The sequence below is a fragment of the Pseudomonas sp. NPDC087358 genome (genome assembly GCF_044900785.1).
Classification (GTDB): Bacteria; Pseudomonadota; Gammaproteobacteria; order Pseudomonadales; family Pseudomonadaceae; genus Aquipseudomonas.
On record NZ_JBJDOA010000011.1, the window covers coordinates 106,275 to 125,161 of the forward strand.

An 18,887-nucleotide genomic window follows, 5' to 3' on the forward strand; every position below is an offset into this window, starting at 1 on the left:
CTGGCTGGTATTGGAAGCGTTGCAGGCGTCTTCTCAGCGCATCCCCCGACTGGTCAGCATCGGTCCTAGAAAGGGTGGCTGAGGCTTTGAGCCCGGATAACGGCGCAAAGGCCAGCCACGGTGGATACTGAAATGCTCGACACTTCGAACCACATACCACTGCGCGATGTATTGGCTGGTCCGGCCCTGAATGAATTTGGGAGCTTCAAGCCCCTTATCGACCGTTTGAGGCGCCCGTTAAGGGATCTGCGCATTTCCGTGACAGACCGATGTAACTTTCGCTGTGTGTACTGCATGCCTCGTGAGGTATTCGGTAAGGATCATGTCTTTTTAGCTCGCGATTCCCTGCTTTCTTTTGAAGAAATAGAGCGGTTGGCAAGGGTATTCGTCAGTCATGGGGTTGAGAAAATTCGGCTTACCGGCGGAGAGCCTTTGCTTCGCAAGAATCTCGAATTTCTGATCGAGCGGTTGGCCACCTTACGTACTCTGGATGGCAAAGCTTTGGACATTGCCCTTACCACAAACGGCTCGCTTTTAGCTCGTAAAGCACAGTCCCTACGTGATGCTGGATTGAGTCGAGTGACGGTGAGTCTCGATGCTTTGGATGATCACCTATTTCGGCGGATGAATGACGTCGATCACCGAGTCGCTGACGTGTTGCGCGGTATAGAAAAAGCCCATGCGGTGGGCTTGGCGCCTGTGAAGATCAATATGGTTGTGAAGCTTGGAACCAACGATCAAGAGATATTGCCGATGGCCCGCTTTTTCAAGTCCAGTGGGATGGTTCTGCGCTTTATCGAGTACATGGACGTAGGGGTTAGCAATGGATGGCAGATGAGCGAAGTCTTGCCGTCGGAGCAAGTCATTGCACGACTGAATCACGAGTTTCCATTACTCCCACTTGATGCCACCGCCCAAGGCGAAACAGCCCAGCGTTGGAAGTACGCAGATGGGACAGGCGAGCTTGGCGTCATATCAAGTGTTACACGAGCCTTCTGTAGCACTTGCACCCGTGCCCGTCTTTCCGCAGAGGGGAAATTTTACCTTTGCCTTTTCGGATCACAAGGCCACGACCTCCGGCGATTAGTCCGAATCAACCCTCAAGAACTCCCTCTGGCAGATGCAATCGCACAGATATGGCATGGGCGCAAAGATCGTTATTCAGAGCTGCGAGGCAGTGATGGAGCCTCTGTACTGACGACGGATCAGCCTCGTATCGAGATGTCCTACGTCGGTGGTTAACAGAGGCGAATGGCGATGCAACGTAGTTTTTTGCCCGAGGAGGGCTGAGTGGGGGCCAGGTCAATTGGCAACATAGAAAATTCTTTAAATTATGATCATAATGTTTGTCGATGTCGATGTCGATGTCGAAGTGACGGGGCACAAATCGCCTTCGACTCAGTTGTCCACACTTGTTTCGCGGGATGAGGAGGAAGTCTGATGAACGTAATAGAAGATCTGGTCCAACGTAACGCTGCTTTTGCCAGTACTGACTTCGATGCAACCTTGAAAATCATGCCCTCCATGAAAACAGTTGTGATCGGGTGCGTGGACCCACGGGTAGATCCCGCAGACGTCCTAGGACTGAAACACGGTGAAGCGGCTGTGATCCGAAACGTAGGTGGACGCATCAACCCCGCCACGCTTCAGAACATGGCTATCGTTCGATCTGTAGCTAAAGCCCAGGGTAAGGAAATGGGGCCCGGCTGGAATTTGATTGTGCTCCATCACACCGATTGCGGCATTACGCCTTGCCTCCAACACGCGCCGGAACTGCTCGCCAAGAATCTGGGCGTTACTCCCGCAGAACTCGACAATCTTGCAATCGCCGATCCTTATGCGGCGGTTGCTTTGGATGTAGCAGCCTTGAAGGCCAATCCTCAATTACCGGGAGGCTTCACCGTGACTGGATTGGTTTATGACGTCGCGACAGGGCTCATTGAGACGGTCGTACCGCCTGCGCTCTTGCGCCCAGACGTGGAAGCCTAACGGCATACCTAGCTCTCATGCCTACGCGGTTTACGGTGGCGAAATACCCTTGTCTCCGAAGTCGACAAAGGACTAATCCACGGGTTTGTGCTCTTAGGCTTGGCCGAGAGTGTTGGCAAGGTGTTGGTACTCCTCAACTCTGCACCTGAGGCGGAACGCCAAGGTGTCGCGGGGTGCGGTAGCTACTGCCTGCGAATGCCATGTCCTCACATATGCCCGGCTTCCATGCTTAATCTCAGGATCTCAGAAATGTTCAGTAAGACCGGTTCTATCTTGACCAGGGGCATCTTAATTGCCCGCACGCTCATGTTGACGGCTGGTGGTGCCGTCGCGCTCGGGGCTGCGGGCACCGCTTGGGCAGCCAAAGAGCTGCCGAAGGTTCCTACGACCAAAATCATAGCGATAGGGTCCCTAACTCCTACTGCTACACCCGAAGCCGTAAGCGCCGTGCTGCCCGAGGAGGTTCGAGAAACCGTTAAGCTCAGCCTTGCTGGCAAGATCGAACAGTGGAACGTGCGTACGGACAAGAGCGGTGTGGTATTCGTTCTCAACCTTACCAACGTGAAGGATGCTCGCGACATGTTCGCAAAGATGCCTTTGGACAAGGCGGGGCTGATGACTTTTGAGTTCATTCCTGTGGGCCCGCTTTCTCCGCTTGCTCTGCTTCTAGACAAGCCTGCGCAATGACGGCAAAAGGTCTGAATCTACCAATGGGAGTATCGAGCGTGAGTGACAAGTCGGAAGTGGCTCGGAGGCATTACGAAGGTGATGCTGACCAGCAAAACCTGGTAACACGGGTTGAGCGGTTGCTGGAGGAATTGGGCGAGGGACCGATATCCGGCGATAAGCTGGCGGGCATTGACCAGTTTCACAGTGGCGGATTGAAGACCACCGCTGACTTCATCGAGCTGCTCGGACTGACGTCTGATCTGAAGGTGCTTGATGCCGGATCTGGTCTCGGCGGGCCATCCCGATACACCGCGGAAAAATACGGTTGCCACGTTACCGGGGTTGATCTGACAGAGTCGTTCGTCACCGTGGCGAAGCTGTTGGCGGAGCGAACGGGAATGAGCGAGCTTCTTGATTATCGGGTTGGAAATCTGCTGGCTTTGGATCTGGAAGATGGGTGCTTCGATGTGGCTTATACCCAGCATGTCGTTATGAATATCGCCAATCGTGCCCGGGTTTATGAAGAAATTAGGCGCGTACTCAAGCCCGGTGGAAAGTTTGGTTTCTTTGACGTCCTTGCCACAGATGGCAGTCCCGAACCAACATACCCCGTGCCATGGGCTGAAACAATCGATGACAGCGTGTTGCTGACCGAGGAGCAAACGCGCACGGTGCTGGAAGCGGCAGGGCTCAAAGTCGAAGTCTGGCGAGATGTGACCCAGGAGCTGATTGAATGGTTTGACCGATTCCAGTTGCCAGCCGTACAGGCCGCGGATCAAGGGCCGACACTGAAGCTCGTCATGGGAAATCGTTTCGGAACCATGGCTGAAAATTTTGCGCGGAATCTTCGTGAAAATAAGGTTCGCCTGGTGATGGCAGTCACTCTCGGCGTGTAAGCTATTGGCAAGCAATCTCTGGTGCTCTTGGGCGTCGTCAACGCTGGAGGGGGAAGAGTAGGCTGGCAACGTGTGGCACGGCGCTAACTGTGGGCCTTTTCGCTCATGCCCATGAGCGGTTGATTGATTGGTTCGGACTCACTGGCCGTTCGATTCTTGGAGGCGGCCGTGATAGTCCAGTTGCTCTCCCCAAAAGATTAAGCATGATGTGTATAATGTTTGACTCATGTCAACGTTACCGGACACCTATACACCAATGCGCTACGCAGCCGAAAAAGTCGCAGAAAAGCGCAGACAGATACTCGATAAAGCTTCGGGTTTATTCAGGCAGCATGGATTTAACCGTGTGAGCGTCAGTGACGTTATGAAGGCTAGCGGCCTGACACATGGGGCGTTCTATAGTCATTTCAAATCCAAGGACGAATTGATTGACCGTAGTCTTGAGCATGCCTCAGCGCGGAACAGAGAAGGATTTTCTACCGAAGAAGTCTCTGCTCAGCCATTGCTTGAATGCGTGCAACGGTATCTCAGTCAGGCTCATCGCGATGATCTAGCCGCAGGTTGCTTAATGGCTGCACTCGGCTCAGAACTAGGGCGTCAACAGGCGGGAAAGGCTGCTTTCACATCGCATGTGAAAGCAGTCCTGTACAGCATGGAAGGAGCGTTCGCAGCGTGTTCACAGCTCGATGCGAGGCGCACATCCATTAAAACTCTCGCGACCATGATCGGCGCATTGACCCTGGCGCGGGCCGTCAGTGATCGAGACCTTTCTGACGAAATTCTGGATGAAATGCGCGCCGCTATGGCTGCATCAGAGACGGGCTCTGAGGACCCCCGTTCATAGGGACTAAAAGTTGCTGCCCACGATCGGCCGATTTTGCATCAGGTAATTGCCTGCGCGCGAAGTGGGCAGGTCTGATTTGTCAGCTGTTAGAGAATGTTAATGATTCCAAGCTTTTCAACGTCTTTTTTGCTGGGATGCCCCACAGCCGCTTTTGTGATCGGCGTATGGATAGGCCGCATCAGTGAGCGATCTCGCGGTGAAAAAACGCTCCGTGCATTTTGGGTGGGTCCTACTGATGTGTACGCAGCATATTCAGAAGTAGAGGCTCTAAGGCAGGCATTGTACGACGACCCTGGCTTACGCTATACCGCGGACGATGTGGCGGAAATCTCCCACGCTGAGATGTGGGAGGTGGCTGTAGACGAGCCCCTGGGGTCGATGCTGAAAAAAGCTAGAACGCCTGGCTGGCTTGCAGGCATCTTTAAGTGAGAGCCGTGCAGGTTACGTCTGTATTCTCAAACGCCATTGCAGATGTCAGAAAAAACACAATCATTCACCCAAATCAATTCTCAGCTCAAAGTCATAAAGCGAGGTATTCCAATGGACATCGTCGAAACGCTTTTGAAACGTAACGAAGCATTCACTCAGACCAAGTTTTCAGCGAGTTTGAGCATCGTACCTACGATGAAAACGATGATCATTGGATGCGTTGATAGTCGCGTTGATCCCGCTGACATATTTGGGCTTGAGCCAGGTGAGGCCGTGATTATTCGCAACGTCGGTGGTCGTGTAGAGCCAGCCACCCTGCACATCATGTCCATATTGGGAGCCGTGACCAAAGCGAGCGGCGGAGTGCTTGGGACTGGGTGGAACTTGATTGTGCTGCATCATAGCGACTGCGGAATTAAGCCATGCTTGAGGCATGCACCTGAGTTGCTGGCTAAGTATTTTGGCGTAGGTATCCAACATTTGGATGATCTGGCGATTACAGATCCTTATGCGTCCGTCGCAATCGACGTAAAAGCGTTAAAAGCCAACCCAAATCTTCCGGCTGGCTTTTTGGTGACAGGCCTTGTTTACGACGTCAAAACAGGTCGCATAGATACTGTGGTCCCATCAGCCCGATTGCGCAGTGAGTAGCAGCGAGCGCTAGGCTTTCTGTCAGTACTCCTGATGTTGATACGTACGATCTTATTGACACAGCTATCTGGGGCTAGAGCCGATCGGCTAGCCCCCGTGTGATTATTCCAGCGAATTTCGGACTTCCCGGAGGATTTCCTCTGACAGGACAGGGTCGTCGACTGCTCGGGCTAAAACAATCGCCCCGACCATACTGGAGATTTTGTGAATCGCGTCGCGGCGCACATTGCGCTTTTTGGACTTCGCGAACGGTGCCATAAGGCTGACAATCACTCCTTTCAGGTGTCGAGTGAATGCTGGCTGAACAGATGGCTCTCTGGCCACTTCTGAAGCCAGCGCCGTCATCAAGCATCCCGTGCCAGGATCGTTACGATGCCATTCAGTGAGATAGTTTTGGACATACTCCTGCATCGCTTCCGGGGTGTGTTCCGCTTCTTTCATTGAGGCCAGTGCTTTTGACGAAGCAGCAGCAATCGTCTTGGCAATCAGATCGTCTTTAGAATCAAAATGGTTGTAAAAGGCGCCATGGGTCAGGCCGGTTGCCTTCATGACCTCGCTAACACTGACCCCATAGAAGCCGTGCTCCCGGAACAGAATCGACGCCTGCTCAAGGATTCGTTGATGCTTCTCGGCGGTTTCCTCTGCTGGATATCGCATAAAGCCTCTTGATAGATTGCTGAATACTGATTAATGGTAAGCAGTATAGCTATCATGCTATAAAAGCGAAAGCATGATGGTCATACTGTTTGAGGCGACGTTTGCGTTTGGGTTTCTGCGGCAGATCAATGTCTGGCTGCGGCGCTTGGGATTTTGATTTGGAGGCGATCAATGAGAACGGTTTTGGTGGCGGGCTCTACCGGCGCGACCGGTACTCATGTAGTGAGGTCATTGCTTACGAAGGGCCATCGTGTGAAGGCGCTTGTTCGTGTTTCGGATGCCCGCTCGCGCGCGTTGACGGAGATGGGGGCGCAGGTCTTGGTTGGCGATATGCGCAGTCTTCCCTCAATTCGGAAAGCTATGGCGGGGGTGGAAAGCGCTTATTTCGTCTACCCATTGGCAGGTGGTTTAGTTGAGGCCGCGACTGTATTTGCTCAAGCCGCAAAAGAGCTTGGGGTAGGGCATATCGTCAACTTGTCCCATAAGCAGGCGATGCCTGACGCTCGTAGCCATGCAACGTTGAGTCACTGGCTCTCGGAGCAAATTTTCACCTGGGCTGGTGTACCGACTACGCACTTGCGGATTTCCTTTTTTGCGGACTGGATGCTGAGCACAGCTTCGCTGATCCGTCAGGGGCGGTACGTGACACCCTTTGACGCTGATAGCCGAGTCGCGCCAATTGCGACCAGCGATGTGGGCAGAATTGTTGCCGGGGTTCTTCACAATCCTGTCGGACACGGCGGCAAGATTTATCCGCTACATGGGCCCAGCGAATGTAGCCACCTGGAGCTAGCTGCGCTCCTAAGTCAGACCCTAGGCAGGCCCGTTCGATACGAGCAAGTATCTGTTGACCAATTTATGAGGTTGCTCGGGCTCGGACCTAATGCAGCTTTAGCCGCACATCTCGCTGCGATGAAAATCGATAAGCAGGAGGGGCGTCTGGAGGGGCTAGATAGCACCGGAACGGGGATCATGGGGCAACTGCTTGTAACACCTACACAATTTATCCAGCAGCATAGGGACCAACTGATTTAGTTTTCAGTACACCTATCCCTTGATGGGACTTGGCTCTTATGTGCGTTGCAATTCCATCCACTGGACCAGTCTTCAATTCAGCCTAGGAGCGATGCGAGCAGATGACGGACTTAATATTCGTGCCGGGATTTGGTGGGTCAGGCCCCTCTCACTGGCAGTCGATATGGGAAGCTTCATTCACATCCACGCGACGAATACAGCCGACAAGCTGGGATCTGCCTGATTTAGGCGATTGGCTCACTGCGTTGGAATCTTCCGTAAGGAGGAGCACTGAGCCGCCAGTACTCATCGCCCACAGTTTGGGCTGCCTTTTGGTCGCGTTCTGGCAGCGGCAGTCTTCCCTCCCAATCGCGGGTGCATTCCTGGTAGCCGTACCTGATCCGTCAACGCCGGGATTCACTGAAACAACGCCGACTTTCGTTCAAGTCCCGACTGTCCCATTCCGATTTCCATCGCTAATCGTTTCTAGCACTAGCGACCCTTATGACGCCAATGGCTACGCAATCATCAAGGCGCACGAGTGGGGGAGTGATTTCTGTTCGATCGGTGATTGCGGGCACATCAATGGGCAAAGCAACCTTGGCGATTGGCAATTTGGTCAAAGGCTGATGGCGTCATTCATTGCCAAGAACGGTTCTGCAAAGTCATCACTGTAGACGCGCACATTTTCTAGAAAATCCTGGGAAAAATAGTTGACCAATAACAGGATGACCATCATGCTCAGCCGAGGTATAAGCATGACCGTCATCATGGTTTGGTTGGGCTTTTTTAGCGAAATGGTTATCAATTTTTTTCGGCACATTTTCAGATGACATACCAGGTAGGTTGGCGACTGCACTTTGGGCTGGATGTCTGTGATTGTTGAGATTATGCGCGGCTTTGGAATGGCGAGGACGAATACGACCACGCTGCTGCGCTGGCATAACACGGAGTGAAACGTATGGATATTAGGGGAAAAACAGTGCTGGTCACCGGTTCCAATCGAGGCCTAGGCCGTACATTTGTCAAAGCTCTGTTGGAAGCAGGTGCCGGGAAGGTCTACGCGGCAGCGCGGGATTTGAAAGGTCTGAATATCCTAGGCGCAGTGCCCATCGAACTGGATATCACTGATGCAGCTAGCGTGGCTAATGCGGCAGCCACTTGCCCTGATGTTGACGTGTTGGTGAATAACGCGGGGTTTCTAAAGTACGGTTCGCTGCTGGCTGAAGACAGCATCAGAAGCTTGCGTGAGCACTTCGAGATCAACACGGTTGGAACGCTGCGGATGGCCAGTGCTTTTGCACCTGTATTGGCCAGGCAGGGAGGAGGAGCGATCGTCAATATTCTTTCAGTGCTTAGCTGGCTGAACATCGAACACTCTGGGCCATACAGTGCATCGAAAGCGGGTCAGTGGTCCCTCACAAATGGCCTTCGCAATGAGCTTCGAGCACAAAAAACTTTAGTGATCGGTGTGCATCCCGGTTACATCGACACAGACATGGCTGCCGGCGTACAAGCCTCCAAAACGAGCCCTGAGGTCGTGGTCCAGATGACCCTTGAAGCGCTTCGTGAAAGCCGTGAGGAGCTAATCATTGATGATGCCGGTCGTTGGGTGAAGTCAACACTGTCTGAGGTGAATGCGGGGTATCTCTCACCTACGTAACTCAGGGTGTATGACGGATCGATTTGGGATGCGCAAGACAGGTGCACTGATAATAATAAGGGAAGCGCCATGATCAAAGGAACCTGCGCCACGACGGTGAGTTGGTGGAAAATTCCACACCTTCCATTTTTGAAAGTCCTTCATCCCCGAGAATCTGTTTTATCTGTTCACAGTATCGCCAGACTCTTCAGCTCCATGGCATGGCCTATGCCGCGGTTCGGGAGGCATTCTGATGCGCGCCGTCCATAATTGCGCTTACGTCGAACCAGCTGGGGCCTTTGCAGTAGTTGAAATTCCTGAACCGCCGTTGCCTGGCCGGTTTCAAGTCTTAGTCGGCATGGATTTCTCATGCATCACTCATGATGATTTGAAGACCTTGAGTGGACGAGGCGGACCACTGCCACTGCTCCCTAGTGTCGCGGGGATTGCAGGAATGGGGACAGTCTTGGCGGTTGGCCCCAGTGTCGAGGACGTCAAAGTAGGGGAGCAGGTCGTGCTTCCTCGTACTCGCCACACATGGACTGAGCGGTTGATTGTTCAGTCCGCTGAACTCGTCCCCGTTGAGGCTATAAAGGCAGGCTTGCCGCAGGCAAAGGGATGCTCCTTCGAAACCCACTCCTATGCAGAAGTGGGACAGTTCGAAAGTATGATCGAGCAGTCAGCTGAGTTGATAAAACTTCTGCTTTGGCCGGGTGCCGGTATTGCTGAAAGTAGCGAGTCTCCAAAGGTTTTCCCGCTTTGGAAAATCAGATCGGCTGTCGAGCATGCACTCGCGGGTTGCCAGGTGCTCCTCGACATCCGAATTCCTCCGGATGGACGTCTTGGAGCCGATCAATAACGCATAGCGGCAATGCGTGTGCCCAAGACGAAGCGGTAAATCGAATCTTCACAACTAGCGTCACATTTGCTTGATGGCAGTGCTGAGAAAATTTGGCATCCGACATCTGCCGGTTGCTTTTGTAGCTGCGGCGATAGGGATAAGAATAATGTCAGGATTGACGGGTCCGCTGTCCAGGGTACTTCGGGAAATCACGCGCGAGGTGGCCCGATATGCTTGCTAGTCCGGATAAGGCATATGGGCAAACCATGTCCTCTGTTTCGACGAAGCAGTCACTAGGCCGCAGGCTCGTCCTGGCGACCCTCATATTTTGCGCGATTTTCACCATTGCAGCTGTAGGTGTTCGCACATGGTTCGCATGGAGTTCCAACCTGAACAGCATGAGTGCTGAGCTTGAACTGATTGATGAAGTATTTGAAGGAACGCTATCCAAGGCGGTCTGGGAAATGGACCGTGACGCCATTACTTCTCAGCTCAACAGTGTGGGCTTAGCCTCGCCACTGGGTCACGTTCAGTTAAGGATCGTTCGGCCGGGACGAGCAGTGGAGGTACTAGAGAAACGCAAATCGGACTTCGTAGACTCGACCCTCGTACCTTCACTGAAGCGCGATCTGGTGGTTCATCCCTATGAGGGTGCTTCTGAAGTCGTCGGTGAATTGATCATAGAAGGCAATGAAGCCCTACTGTGGCGCCGACTTTGGAAGGAGGTGCTCAGTATTGTAGCGACCCAGGTCGTTCAATCGTTGGCGCTAGCGGGTCTGATTATGGCCATGTTCAATCAGTCCGTGACAAAGCATGTCCGACGCATCGCCCTTCATCTCGGGCAGCTCTCCGCAGAGACTTTAGGAAAGGAGCTAATCCTTGATCGGCCTCCCACGCTTGAAGACGAACTGACGTTGCTAAAGGCCGGAGTGAATAGGCTTCAGGAAAAGCTGGTGGCTCATTTGGCACGACAGCGAGCGGACGAACGTGCAATGCAAGTCAGCCGTGAGAGGCTTGCCAGTCTTGTCCAGGAGCGTACAGCGGAGTTGGAAGAGGTGAATCGTCAACTGGAAGAACTCTCTAGACGGGATGCACTGACGGGGCTTGCTAACAGACGACAGTTCGAAGAAATGAAGATGCATGAATTTGAGTTAGCTCGGGCCCATGGAACTCCCTTAGCTGTACTGATGTGCGATGTCGACTTCTTCAAGCTTTACAACGATTCCTACGGGCACGCGCAGGGCGATGAGTGTCTGAAGTTGGTTTCAGGTGTTCTGAAGAGTATTTTTCGGCGTAAGGGAGATCTGGCGGCACGTTACGGGGGTGAGGAGTTCGCGGTTTTGCTTCCTGGCGTTGAACTAAATGAGGCCCTGATGACCGCAGAAAAAATGCGGTCGATGCTGGCGGCTCGGGAGGTCGTACACGCGGCCTCCATCGTTTCCCAGTTCGTCACACTGAGTATTGGCGTCGCGGTGTATGACCCCCAGACTATGGGTCACTTTGACCAGCTTTTGAAGCAGGCCGATGACGCTTTGTACCGTGCCAAAGGCCAAGGGCGGGATCGGGTTAGTGTTTAGAGGGGTAACTGAGAATGTTGGCTCGACTTCTCGTACTGGCGTTTGGTGTTGGTATTGCACAGGCCACGATGGCGACGACCATTGAGGCTGTCACCGAAGACTCCTCGTATACCTTCATCGAACGAGGAAACGTGTCTGGTCCAGCAAGTGAAATCGTCAGGGACACCCTGCGAGCAGCAGGATTCACAGACGTTCATTTCGCTCTCTCTCCATGGGCCCGAGCTTACAGCCTTGCATTAGAGCAACCGAATGTCTTGATTTATCCAATTGTCCGCACCCCCCAGCGAGAAGCTCTCTTCAGGTGGGTTGGGCAACTTGCCCGTGTCTCAATTTATCTCTACAAATTTCGCACAGCCGATGACGTACAAGCCTCTGTATTCGACGAGGCGAAGCATTACACCGTTGGTGTCGTAAGAGACGATGCTCGTGCCAACTATTTGGCCGCGCAGGGTTTTTCGAAGCTAGTCGTTTCCGCCACCAATGAGCAGAACTTCAAGCTTTTCCAGCTGCGGCAGGTCCAGATGATTCCGCTACCCGAGCATGACGCAATAGCTTTCTGTGCGAAGGCAGGCATTCCTTTCACAGAGCTTGAAGCCGTCATGCCGCTCAACGAGCTGGATATTGGCATCTACATGGCATACAGCCTGGCAACCCCCGAGAGCATAGTCGTTCAGACAGTTCAGGCGTTCAAAGAGGTCGAGAGCGCTGGCGGACTCAAGAAGATGGAGTCGATTTACTCACATGAACGGCGTCCGTAACGTCGGCACTGGATGCAGTCAAAAACACAGTGTCCTACTTGCCTGCGGTCATGGTGAATGGTCTGGGAGGCGCACCAGCTTCACCGGCTAGTACCGGTATAGCGTGGCCACAAGCCGTCTGACTGAAATCACTCATTTCTGTACCGGTTCCTGGATGTCGAGGTGCGAAGGATCGCTGGACAGCATCTCGGCCAGAAAGTCTACAAACACCCTTGCGGCCATGCGGGTCGTTCGACCTTGCGGGAAGTAAGCATGAACAGGCAGTTCGGCCATTTTCCATTCCGGCAGGATTTGCACAAGCGCACCGCTCTTCACTTCTCCTGCACATGCCCAGGACGTGGTGGAGACGATCCCTAATCCGCCGCCAGCGGCTGCCAGTGCCCCCGCGGTATCGTTTATCGAAATCTGCGCGAGGGGACTGACAGATGACTTTTCACCATTGCGATCAAATTGCCACGAAGTGACCTGAGAGCCGGCCGGGCCGCCCACGATACGATGTCTCTCAAGGTCGGCAGGGCACTCAGGCGTGCCATGCCGGCCTACGTAATCGGGCGACGCAACCAGCACTCGCCGCATTGATCCTATTTGCCTGGCGGTTCCTGCCAAGTCAGGGAGCTTTCCCACGCGAATTCCGACATCCACGGCTTCCTTGACCATGTCCTGCCACTGGTCTTCCAGTTGCAGGTCCAGATGGAGTGAAGGATGTCGCTCAGTGAACGCAGACAACCTCGGAATGACAATGCGCAACCCCATGGTGGTGGGCATTCCGATCCGCAGCACGCCGCGTAGCTCCCCAGTCTCCCGCACGCTGTTTTCCGCATCATCGACGGCTGCAAGTATCGGCTCCATGCGCGCCAGGAACTCTAGTCCGGCCTCTGTAGGGACAACGGCCCGGGTGGTTCTGGACAGCAAGCGCGCGCCCAGGTTTGCCTCCAGCTCCGCGATCATTCGGGAGACCTGGGACTGAGCAAGTCCGCTCTCCCGCGCCGCGGCTGAGAAGCTTCCAAGGCGCGCAACCCGGGTGTACATCCGCAGCGACACGATGTCTTTTAAAGCCATTTCTTTCGTGCTCCTTCAGTGTTGTTTCACCCTAAAAAAAGGGTAGCGGCGCGACGCGAGGACTTAGCGACCCCTAGCCCAATGGCTTGAGGCTCGGGGTGGCCGCGTCTGACAGCCTACGCCGCGAAAGCACGCTTGATGCGACCTGACTTCGAAACCCGTGCGGCACTGGCGCATTTAATCTATGGAGGTTCACCCATGCTGAATTGAGATAAATGTTAGACGAAATCGACGGCTACCGGACGCCCCGTGAAGAGACGATATTTGCTCCATCGGAGACGAAGCACTCAATCACTTCCCCGACCTGATATGTGCCGCCAATACGGCCAACCCCCTTAATTTATAGGATCTTATCTCATGTCCAAGAAAGTTCTGATTACAGGTGCAACTGGCGACACGGGTCGTGCTGCTGTCCGCGAATCCATCGCTCTGGGCCTTGATGTCCGCGCCATGGTGCATAAGCTGGATTCCCGGTCTGATGCGCTGACAGCATTGGGCGCTGAAGTGGTCGTTGGTGACCTGCTCGAAATCAATACCGTCCGCGACGCAATGCAAGGCATCGACGCTGCTTACTTTGTATGGCCTGTCCAGCCTGGTCTGCTCAACGCAACCGTCAACTTCGCCCAGGCCGCGCGGGAGACCGGTGTCAAAACCGTTCTGAACCTTTCCCAGCGTTCGGCAAACCGTGAATCAACTAGCGACTCCTGCCGCGATACTTACATCGCTGAAGAAATCCTGAACTGGTCAGGTCTTCCCGTCATTCATCTGCGCCCAACCTACTTCCTGGAATGGTTGCTGTATCCATGGCAGCTGCCTTTCTTGCAACAAGGTGTTCTGCGCATGCCAGTAGGCAAGGGCCGTCACTCGCCAATCGCCGCAGACGACCAAGGCCGCGCCATCGCGGCGCTGCTGAAGAACCCGGAAGGTCACATCGGTACCACCATCAACCTGTCGGGTCCGGTTGAGATGGATCATGAGCAAATGGCTGCCGAATTGTCCGAGGCGCTGGGTCGCAGGATCGTGTTCCAGGATCTGCCGGTTGAAGAGTACGTGGAGTCGATTGCAGAAATGGGCGTTCCGCCCTACATCGTTCAACACCTGGACGGCGCGATGCGTGACTACCACAACGGGCGCATGGCCGGCGCTGACAACAACATCGAAAAACTCACTGGGCGTCGCTCGATGACTGTCGGCGAGTTCGCTCGCCAACACGCCGACAAGCTCAACGGCAACTGAGAATGATCGGTCGGTTTGCATTCAACAGGCCGACCATTAATTAAAATCCTTTTGAACGAATCGAGAAATCCATCATGAAAATTGAAAACTCTATCGCTTTGGTTACCGGTGCTAACCGTGGTATCGGCCGCACTTTCGTTGAAGAATTGTTGAAGCGTGGCGCAGCGAAAATCTACGTAGCTGCCCGCGACACAGCATCGTTGAGCGAACTGCTCAAAGGTGGCGACCGTCGTCTTGTGGCACTGCCGCTCGATGTCACAGACCCTGATCAAGTGGCCGCTGCCGCCAGTGTGGCGAATGACGTCACCTTGTTGATCAACAACGCCGGTTACGCAGCATTCGACGGCGCCATTTCCGCCCCAAGCATTGACGATGCACGTCAGGAAATGGAAGTGAACTACTTCGGTCCATTGGCCATGACTCGCGCGTTTGCTCCCGTTCTAGCGAAAACCGGTGGCGGCGTTCTGAACATGTTGTCGATGCTCTCGCTGATCAGCCTGCCGATGGCGGCTACCTACTCTGCCTCCAAGGCAGCTGGCCTGTCGCTGACTCGCAGCATCCGTGCCGAACTGGGCGGGCAGGGCACTCAGGTAGTCGGCGTACTGGCCGTGCAGGCAGAGACAGAGATGGGGGCCAAAATGCCCGAGCCTCGTCTGAGCCCGCTGGAAATCGTAACCGACGCCCTGGATGCGATAGAAGCAGGCACCAACGATGAAGTGGTTGCTGGTGCGCAGACTCGCGGCATCCATGAGAAATTCACTGCCAACCCGCAACAAGTCCAGGCAATGATGTCCACCAAGTTGCCTCAAAAACGCTGAACCCGTCGGAGCTTCATTGATTTGGAGCAACTGGCATGCATTCGGCCGTCGCGACTCAGTCGTAACGGCCGAATGTCTTTTTAGGTTCGCCAATGTGGCGGATACGCAGCTTCATAACCTGGTAATTGTTCAAGCCTCTGCAACCATGCACTTATTCCTGGATGCGACGAGGCCAAATCATCCAGTCCTAAACCCAGTCCTATTGCGTCGGAGCGTTTTCCAACCCGCGCTAGCATCTGGATGATGGGCATCGCGTTGATATCTGCTGCCGTTGGCAGATCACCTGCGAGATATTCCTGGCGCTCCAGAAGCTCCTCTATCCATCTAACGCTGTCGATCGCTGCAATCGTGGCTGCTTTCAAACGATCCGGATGTGTGTCGGCTTCTCCTCTGAAAAGAGGGAAAACGACCCCTTGCTCGACCGGATCCCTCGTGTAATTCACAACCTCCATAATCCGTTGCCAGACCAAGCCCGTTTCGGCGGATGTTCTTCCAAACAGTGCTGGTTCAGGTTGTTCTCTCTCTAGAAATGCCATGATCGCGACAGACTCGTGGATCAAGGTTTCTCCGCATTTCAAAACTGGTACTTGTCCGCGGGGATTCATAGCCAGAAATTCGGGCTTTTTTTGGTCTTTTTGGCTTGAATCGAGTCTGTGGGAATTGTAAGCAATGCCCTTGTATTCAAGGGTCAACATGGCCCTCCAGACATTGGTGCTCCCGCTTATCCAGTAAAAATCATATGCCATGATCTTTTGTCCCATGACTTTGCGATTAGCAACTCTGTGAATTTAACCCTGAGCTGCGAAAAAGGGTCTTGATGGACCTGCGCAGTTATCCTCGACCCGGGTTCAGCGCAGCAGCATGAATGCTGAGGGATTCAACCTTGGAAAGCGCGCATTCCGTATTTCACCGCGGTCCGCTTTGCAACAAGCTCGAACCACTCTTTCATGCGTGGCAACTTATCCCACGGAATCTGGCCTCGGATGGACAGCGCGAAAGTGAAGGCTGAAATATCTGCCATTGAGAACGTCTCACCCGCTATGTACCCCTCTTCCAGAAAGGTTTCTGCGGTTAATAGGTTCTCTAGGGCTCGCTCGTCCAATGGCACAGATGCGTCTCTGTGCCCCACCTGGCGCAAAAAAAATGCGGCATGACTGTTGGCAATCACGTCAGTGATGAAAAAGAAAAATCGGTCGTAAACCATAAATTTTTCGACGTCGAGGTTGATGGGGGACAGCCGGCCAGGGGCTTTAGCGTCGGCGTATTGAATGATCGCGTTCGACTGATTGATGACAAGGGGCGGGGAATAGCTGTAGTCCACCAGTGTCGGAACCTTTCCGGCTGGATTCAGCACCAGAAATTCGGGCTTTCTGTGGGCTCCTGCGCGAAGCTCCATACATTTCGGAGTAAAGGCGATGTCTGCTTCAGCCAACGCGATAGCCGCTCGTAAGCTGTTCCCGGTTTCGCTGCCATACAGTTCGACTAATGCATGCATCCCATCATTCCTCAACTCATGAACGCTGGCTTGAGCGTAACTTATCGGACAGAGAAGTGGAGTGGGATAATGGCGCTGAAGCCTGTAAATTCCTGGCTTTTGAGGGTCTCATCGAAGTGCTGGACGAATTGTTATTTTTACCGGACTTTTTGATGATCTGAACGCTTGTTTGATTTTGTCTGTCGCAATTCTGTCAAGGCTTGAAGGTGACCAATTTCATTCGTCAAAATCGATCTGGCAAAGCTGCGCAGTCTTACGTTGCTGAGTTCAAGCGAAACTCTGAACACTTTTTACGCGGCATAAGATCAAGCAACGTCATGCCTGCCAGCTTTACCTCAAAGCTCGTCTGGGCCGCTTGAAGCACGTCTTTCATGCGGCTTTTAATGTCGGTTCCGACCTCGCACGCATCGTTAACCGGGTAACTGTGGACTGAGAAGACGGGTGATGCCTCGCTAGCGATGTAGATTTCGAGCAGCGTGATGGTTTGCGCCGGTCTCGCCAAAGTGCATGTGCCGCTGGCTCCGCGCGTACTAACCACCAAGCCAGCTTTTCCAAGCCGCGCAATAGTCTTGCGGATGAATGTGGGATTGGCGGAAATGCTTTGGGCCAACTCTTTAGAGGTGGCATGGCCGGCGGGCCGATAGGCGAGCACAGTCAGGATATGTGACGCGATTGAGAACTGAACGTTGTTGGCGGACATGTGTTGGGTTACTTCATGGCGATCTCTAGTGCAGTGCAAATTAGAGCTTCGTGGTTTGAGATAAAAACGGCCCCAGCTCTTGAGAGAAGGGGCCGTTGACGTTTTTGCTAGTCAGGAGGTGGTTCAGCTCTTCACCACGGGCATCTTTTCGCCTGGTGGCTGGGAGTCCCAACCGCCACCCAAGGATCTGATCAAAGCCACCGTGGTGACTGCTCGGCTGCCGCGCACCTGTACCGCAGTGCGTTGCACGGCAGTCAAATTGCGTTGAGCTTCGATCATGTCCAGGTAGCCCGTGCGGCCAGACTCATAAAGCATCTTCGCCAAGTCGGCGGAACGCTGCGCCGACACGACAGCGTCGTCGGTCTGTTGGGCCTGACCTGCAAGGATACGAAGACCTGCCAGGTTGTCTTCGACTTCTGCAAAAGCGACCAGCACGTGCTGGCGATAATCGGCCACTGACTCCTCCAAAGCGGCCTCACTGCGCGTAATGTTGTTGCGGTTACGACCACCATCGATGATAGGCATCGACATTAACGCGCCAAGCACCCACGAGCGGCTGCTCCAGTTGAATACGTCGGCCAGGGAAGTCCCGACACCGCCGATACCGCCGTTGATATTCAGCGCCGGGAACATGGCTGCACGTGCTACACCAATGCGCGCATTGGACGCTTCCATGGTGTGCTGGGCAATGACGATATCTGGACGACGTTGTAACAGGGCCGAAGGAATACCAGTCGGTATTTGCGGCACCGAGGCGATGTCATTCAGTGGCTTGGCGGCGGATGTGAAACTCGATGCCGGTTTGCCCAAAAGGACCGCGAGTGCATGCTCATTGGTCGTGCGCTGTTGCTGCAAGGCGATGGCTTCGGCTTTGGCTGTGGACAACTCGGTCTTAGCCCGCGACAGATCAAACTCACCGATGTCGCCCAGGTCAAAGCGGCTTTGGACTACTTGTAGGGTCTCTCCCCGCAAGCGCACCGTTTCGTTCAAGGTGGCCAGCTCTGCATCCGTTTCACGCAAGCGGAAATAAGTCTGTGCAACGTCCGCCTGAAGCGACAGCAGCACCGAGCGGTAGGTCGCTTCACTGGCGGCCGCGTCGGCTTGCGCTGCGCTGACATTCGAGGAAACCCGGCCAAACAGATCGACCTCATAACTGGCTGTCAAATTGGCCTGGTATATGGTCTGCGGCGAAACCGGAGTTCCAGAGGGAAGGCCACGTGAAAGTGGCGAGGCTTGGTTACGCTCTACACCTGCATTGACGCCGATCTGTGGAATCCGATCCGCTTCGGCAATGCCGGCGATCGCTCTTGCCTGTTTCAACCGGGCTGTAGCTTGTGCCAGGTTGTTGTTGCTACGAGCGGCTTCAGTGATCAGGGCGGTCAGGTCTGGGTCATTGAAGGCCAGCCACCACTCACCACGCGGCTGGGCTTCAGCAGCCCTTGCTACCTGCCAGCGAGTACCATCCGGCGCAGTTACAGGGGTGTTGGAAGACTCTTTGAAAGCCGCAGGGGTATCTACCTGGGGTTGTTTGAACTCTGGTGCTGCGCAGGCGGCCAGCGCCAACGCCAGGAGCACCGCACTGGTACGTTTGACAAAAATATTGGCGTTCATA

Annotated in this window: 21 protein-coding genes; 14 read left to right on the plus strand and 7 right to left on the minus strand. The window is 54.1% G+C overall.

The features are described from left to right. The first annotated feature begins 132 nt into the window (after nucleotides 1-132). The 6 genes from moaA to ACI2KS_RS22835 all read left to right on the plus strand — a co-directional run bounded on the left by moaA (nucleotide 133) and on the right by ACI2KS_RS22835 (nucleotide 5,478). Nucleotides 133-1,242: a GTP 3',8-cyclase MoaA gene (moaA, locus tag ACI2KS_RS22810; protein WP_404623268.1), complete on the plus strand. Its 1,110-nt coding sequence runs from the start codon at nucleotides 133-135 to the stop codon at nucleotides 1,240-1,242. Nucleotides 1,243-1,440: 198 nt separating this feature from the next. Further along, on the plus strand, nucleotides 1,441-1,989 hold the full coding sequence (locus ACI2KS_RS22815; protein WP_404623269.1) for a carbonic anhydrase: 549 nt from the start codon (nucleotides 1,441-1,443) through the stop codon (nucleotides 1,987-1,989). Nucleotides 1,990-2,238: 249 nt separating this feature from the next. Next, nucleotides 2,239-2,676, plus strand: coding sequence for a hypothetical protein (locus ACI2KS_RS22820; RefSeq protein WP_404623270.1), 438 nt, complete (start codon nucleotides 2,239-2,241; stop codon nucleotides 2,674-2,676). Nucleotides 2,677-2,714: 38 nt separating this feature from the next. Then, entirely contained in the window at nucleotides 2,715-3,554 is an 840-nt protein-coding gene (locus ACI2KS_RS22825) for a class I SAM-dependent methyltransferase (protein WP_404623271.1), read from the plus strand. 226 nt (nucleotides 3,555-3,780) lie between these two features. Beyond that, nucleotides 3,781-4,398, plus strand: a complete 618-nt coding sequence (locus ACI2KS_RS22830; RefSeq protein WP_404623272.1) for a TetR/AcrR family transcriptional regulator — start codon at nucleotides 3,781-3,783, stop codon at nucleotides 4,396-4,398. A 540-nt stretch (nucleotides 4,399-4,938) separates the two neighbouring features. Next, on the plus strand, nucleotides 4,939-5,478 hold the full coding sequence (locus ACI2KS_RS22835; protein ID WP_404623273.1) for a carbonic anhydrase: 540 nt from the start codon (nucleotides 4,939-4,941) through the stop codon (nucleotides 5,476-5,478). A gap of 102 nt (nucleotides 5,479-5,580) precedes the next feature. Here the strand turns inward: ACI2KS_RS22835 and ACI2KS_RS22840 are convergent, their stop codons facing one another. Further along, a complete protein-coding gene (locus ACI2KS_RS22840) occupies nucleotides 5,581-6,135 on the minus strand; it encodes a TetR/AcrR family transcriptional regulator (RefSeq protein ID WP_404623274.1) in 555 nt (184 codons plus the stop codon). Nucleotides 6,136-6,306: 171 nt separating this feature from the next. On the opposite strand from ACI2KS_RS22840, the gene ACI2KS_RS22845 reads away from it, so the two are divergent. Both ACI2KS_RS22845 and ACI2KS_RS22850 read left to right on the plus strand, forming a co-directional pair. Further along, nucleotides 6,307-7,170 carry an NmrA family NAD(P)-binding protein gene (locus ACI2KS_RS22845; RefSeq protein ID WP_404623275.1) on the plus strand — a complete coding sequence of 288 codons (864 nt, stop codon included), beginning with the start codon at nucleotides 6,307-6,309 and terminating at the stop codon, nucleotides 7,168-7,170. 101 nt (nucleotides 7,171-7,271) lie between these two features. Beyond that, complete coding sequence (locus tag ACI2KS_RS22850; RefSeq protein ID WP_404623276.1) at nucleotides 7,272-7,826, plus strand: RBBP9/YdeN family alpha/beta hydrolase; 555 nt, start codon at nucleotides 7,272-7,274, stop codon at nucleotides 7,824-7,826. On the opposite strand, the gene ACI2KS_RS22855 is transcribed toward ACI2KS_RS22850, so the two are convergent. Further along, the gene (locus ACI2KS_RS22855; RefSeq protein ID WP_404623277.1) at nucleotides 7,818-8,093 is read right to left on the minus strand and encodes a hypothetical protein; all 276 of its coding nucleotides are present in this window, start codon (nucleotides 8,091-8,093) and stop codon (nucleotides 7,818-7,820) included. The genes ACI2KS_RS22850 and ACI2KS_RS22855 overlap by 9 nt on opposite strands. Nucleotides 8,094-8,110: 17 nt before the next feature. On the opposite strand from ACI2KS_RS22855, the gene ACI2KS_RS22860 reads away from it, so the two are divergent. The 4 genes from ACI2KS_RS22860 to ACI2KS_RS22875 all read left to right on the plus strand — a co-directional run bounded on the left by ACI2KS_RS22860 (nucleotide 8,111) and on the right by ACI2KS_RS22875 (nucleotide 11,967). Then, nucleotides 8,111-8,812 (plus strand): SDR family oxidoreductase, encoded by a 702-nt coding sequence (locus ACI2KS_RS22860; RefSeq protein ID WP_404623278.1) that lies wholly within the window; start codon nucleotides 8,111-8,113, stop codon nucleotides 8,810-8,812. Between the two features lie 232 nt (nucleotides 8,813-9,044). Next, on the plus strand, nucleotides 9,045-9,650 hold the full coding sequence (locus tag ACI2KS_RS22865; protein WP_404623279.1) for an alcohol dehydrogenase catalytic domain-containing protein: 606 nt from the start codon (nucleotides 9,045-9,047) through the stop codon (nucleotides 9,648-9,650). A 212-nt stretch (nucleotides 9,651-9,862) separates the two neighbouring features. Continuing rightward, nucleotides 9,863-11,209, plus strand: coding sequence for a GGDEF domain-containing protein (locus ACI2KS_RS22870; protein WP_404623280.1), 1,347 nt, complete (start codon nucleotides 9,863-9,865; stop codon nucleotides 11,207-11,209). A gap of 14 nt (nucleotides 11,210-11,223) precedes the next feature. Continuing rightward, the gene (locus tag ACI2KS_RS22875; protein ID WP_404623281.1) at nucleotides 11,224-11,967 is read left to right on the plus strand and encodes an ABC transporter substrate-binding protein; all 744 of its coding nucleotides are present in this window, start codon (nucleotides 11,224-11,226) and stop codon (nucleotides 11,965-11,967) included. A gap of 132 nt (nucleotides 11,968-12,099) precedes the next feature. Here ACI2KS_RS22875 and ACI2KS_RS22880 read toward each other — a convergent pair whose 3' ends face one another. Next, nucleotides 12,100-13,026, minus strand: coding sequence for a LysR family transcriptional regulator (locus ACI2KS_RS22880; protein ID WP_404623282.1), 927 nt, complete (start codon nucleotides 13,024-13,026; stop codon nucleotides 12,100-12,102). Between the two features lie 357 nt (nucleotides 13,027-13,383). Between ACI2KS_RS22880 and ACI2KS_RS22885 the strand changes: the two genes are divergently transcribed. Together ACI2KS_RS22885 and ACI2KS_RS22890 are read left to right on the plus strand one after the other, a co-directional pair. After that, nucleotides 13,384-14,262, plus strand: a complete 879-nt coding sequence (locus ACI2KS_RS22885) for an NAD(P)H-binding protein (RefSeq protein WP_404623283.1) — start codon at nucleotides 13,384-13,386, stop codon at nucleotides 14,260-14,262. A gap of 74 nt (nucleotides 14,263-14,336) precedes the next feature. Further along, entirely contained in the window at nucleotides 14,337-15,080 is a 744-nt protein-coding gene (locus ACI2KS_RS22890) for an SDR family NAD(P)-dependent oxidoreductase (RefSeq protein WP_404623284.1), read from the plus strand. A gap of 80 nt (nucleotides 15,081-15,160) precedes the next feature. Here the strand turns inward: ACI2KS_RS22890 and ACI2KS_RS22895 are convergent, their stop codons facing one another. The 4 genes from ACI2KS_RS22895 to ACI2KS_RS22910 form a co-directional block, all read right to left on the minus strand. Beyond that, complete coding sequence (locus tag ACI2KS_RS22895; RefSeq protein WP_404623285.1) at nucleotides 15,161-15,841, minus strand: glutathione S-transferase family protein; 681 nt, start codon at nucleotides 15,839-15,841, stop codon at nucleotides 15,161-15,163. Between the two features lie 116 nt (nucleotides 15,842-15,957). Beyond that, nucleotides 15,958-16,575, minus strand: a complete 618-nt coding sequence (locus ACI2KS_RS22900) for a glutathione S-transferase family protein (protein WP_404623286.1) — start codon at nucleotides 16,573-16,575, stop codon at nucleotides 15,958-15,960. A 253-nt stretch (nucleotides 16,576-16,828) separates the two neighbouring features. Further along, the gene (locus tag ACI2KS_RS22905) at nucleotides 16,829-17,275 is read right to left on the minus strand and encodes an Rrf2 family transcriptional regulator (RefSeq protein WP_404623287.1); all 447 of its coding nucleotides are present in this window, start codon (nucleotides 17,273-17,275) and stop codon (nucleotides 16,829-16,831) included. A 123-nt stretch (nucleotides 17,276-17,398) separates the two neighbouring features. Beyond that, nucleotides 17,399-18,886 carry an efflux transporter outer membrane subunit gene (locus ACI2KS_RS22910; RefSeq protein ID WP_404623288.1) on the minus strand — a complete coding sequence of 496 codons (1,488 nt, stop codon included), beginning with the start codon at nucleotides 18,884-18,886 and terminating at the stop codon, nucleotides 17,399-17,401. Between the last annotated feature and the right edge of the window lies 1 nt (nucleotide 18,887).

Excerpts from the sequence above, each read along its gene's own strand:
- moaA (WP_404623268.1), top strand. The coding sequence starts at position 133 with ATGCTCGACACTTCGAACCACATACCACTGCGCGATGTATTGGCTGGT.
- ACI2KS_RS22815 (WP_404623269.1), top strand. The coding sequence starts at position 1,441 with ATGAACGTAATAGAAGATCTGGTCCAACGTAACGCTGCTTTTGCCAGT.
- ACI2KS_RS22820 (WP_404623270.1), top strand. The coding sequence starts at position 2,239 with ATGTTCAGTAAGACCGGTTCTATCTTGACCAGGGGCATCTTAATTGCC.
- ACI2KS_RS22830 (WP_404623272.1), top strand. The coding sequence starts at position 3,781 with ATGTCAACGTTACCGGACACCTATACACCAATGCGCTACGCAGCCGAA.
- ACI2KS_RS22835 (WP_404623273.1), top strand. The coding sequence starts at position 4,939 with ATGGACATCGTCGAAACGCTTTTGAAACGTAACGAAGCATTCACTCAG.
- ACI2KS_RS22840 (WP_404623274.1), bottom strand. The coding sequence starts at position 6,135 with ATGCGATATCCAGCAGAGGAAACCGCCGAGAAGCATCAACGAATCCTT.
- ACI2KS_RS22845 (WP_404623275.1), top strand. The coding sequence starts at position 6,307 with ATGAGAACGGTTTTGGTGGCGGGCTCTACCGGCGCGACCGGTACTCAT.
- ACI2KS_RS22850 (WP_404623276.1), top strand. The coding sequence starts at position 7,272 with ATGACGGACTTAATATTCGTGCCGGGATTTGGTGGGTCAGGCCCCTCT.
- ACI2KS_RS22855 (WP_404623277.1), bottom strand. The coding sequence starts at position 8,093 with ATGCCAGCGCAGCAGCGTGGTCGTATTCGTCCTCGCCATTCCAAAGCC.
- ACI2KS_RS22860 (WP_404623278.1), top strand. The coding sequence starts at position 8,111 with ATGGATATTAGGGGAAAAACAGTGCTGGTCACCGGTTCCAATCGAGGC.
- ACI2KS_RS22865 (WP_404623279.1), top strand. The coding sequence starts at position 9,045 with ATGCGCGCCGTCCATAATTGCGCTTACGTCGAACCAGCTGGGGCCTTT.
- ACI2KS_RS22870 (WP_404623280.1), top strand. The coding sequence starts at position 9,863 with ATGCTTGCTAGTCCGGATAAGGCATATGGGCAAACCATGTCCTCTGTT.
- ACI2KS_RS22875 (WP_404623281.1), top strand. The coding sequence starts at position 11,224 with ATGTTGGCTCGACTTCTCGTACTGGCGTTTGGTGTTGGTATTGCACAG.
- ACI2KS_RS22880 (WP_404623282.1), bottom strand. The coding sequence starts at position 13,026 with ATGGCTTTAAAAGACATCGTGTCGCTGCGGATGTACACCCGGGTTGCG.
- ACI2KS_RS22885 (WP_404623283.1), top strand. The coding sequence starts at position 13,384 with ATGTCCAAGAAAGTTCTGATTACAGGTGCAACTGGCGACACGGGTCGT.
- ACI2KS_RS22890 (WP_404623284.1), top strand. The coding sequence starts at position 14,337 with ATGAAAATTGAAAACTCTATCGCTTTGGTTACCGGTGCTAACCGTGGT.
- ACI2KS_RS22895 (WP_404623285.1), bottom strand. The coding sequence starts at position 15,841 with ATGGGACAAAAGATCATGGCATATGATTTTTACTGGATAAGCGGGAGC.
- ACI2KS_RS22900 (WP_404623286.1), bottom strand. The coding sequence starts at position 16,575 with ATGCATGCATTAGTCGAACTGTATGGCAGCGAAACCGGGAACAGCTTA.
- ACI2KS_RS22905 (WP_404623287.1), bottom strand. The coding sequence starts at position 17,275 with ATGTCCGCCAACAACGTTCAGTTCTCAATCGCGTCACATATCCTGACT.
- ACI2KS_RS22910 (WP_404623288.1), bottom strand. The coding sequence starts at position 18,886 with ATGAACGCCAATATTTTTGTCAAACGTACCAGTGCGGTGCTCCTGGCG.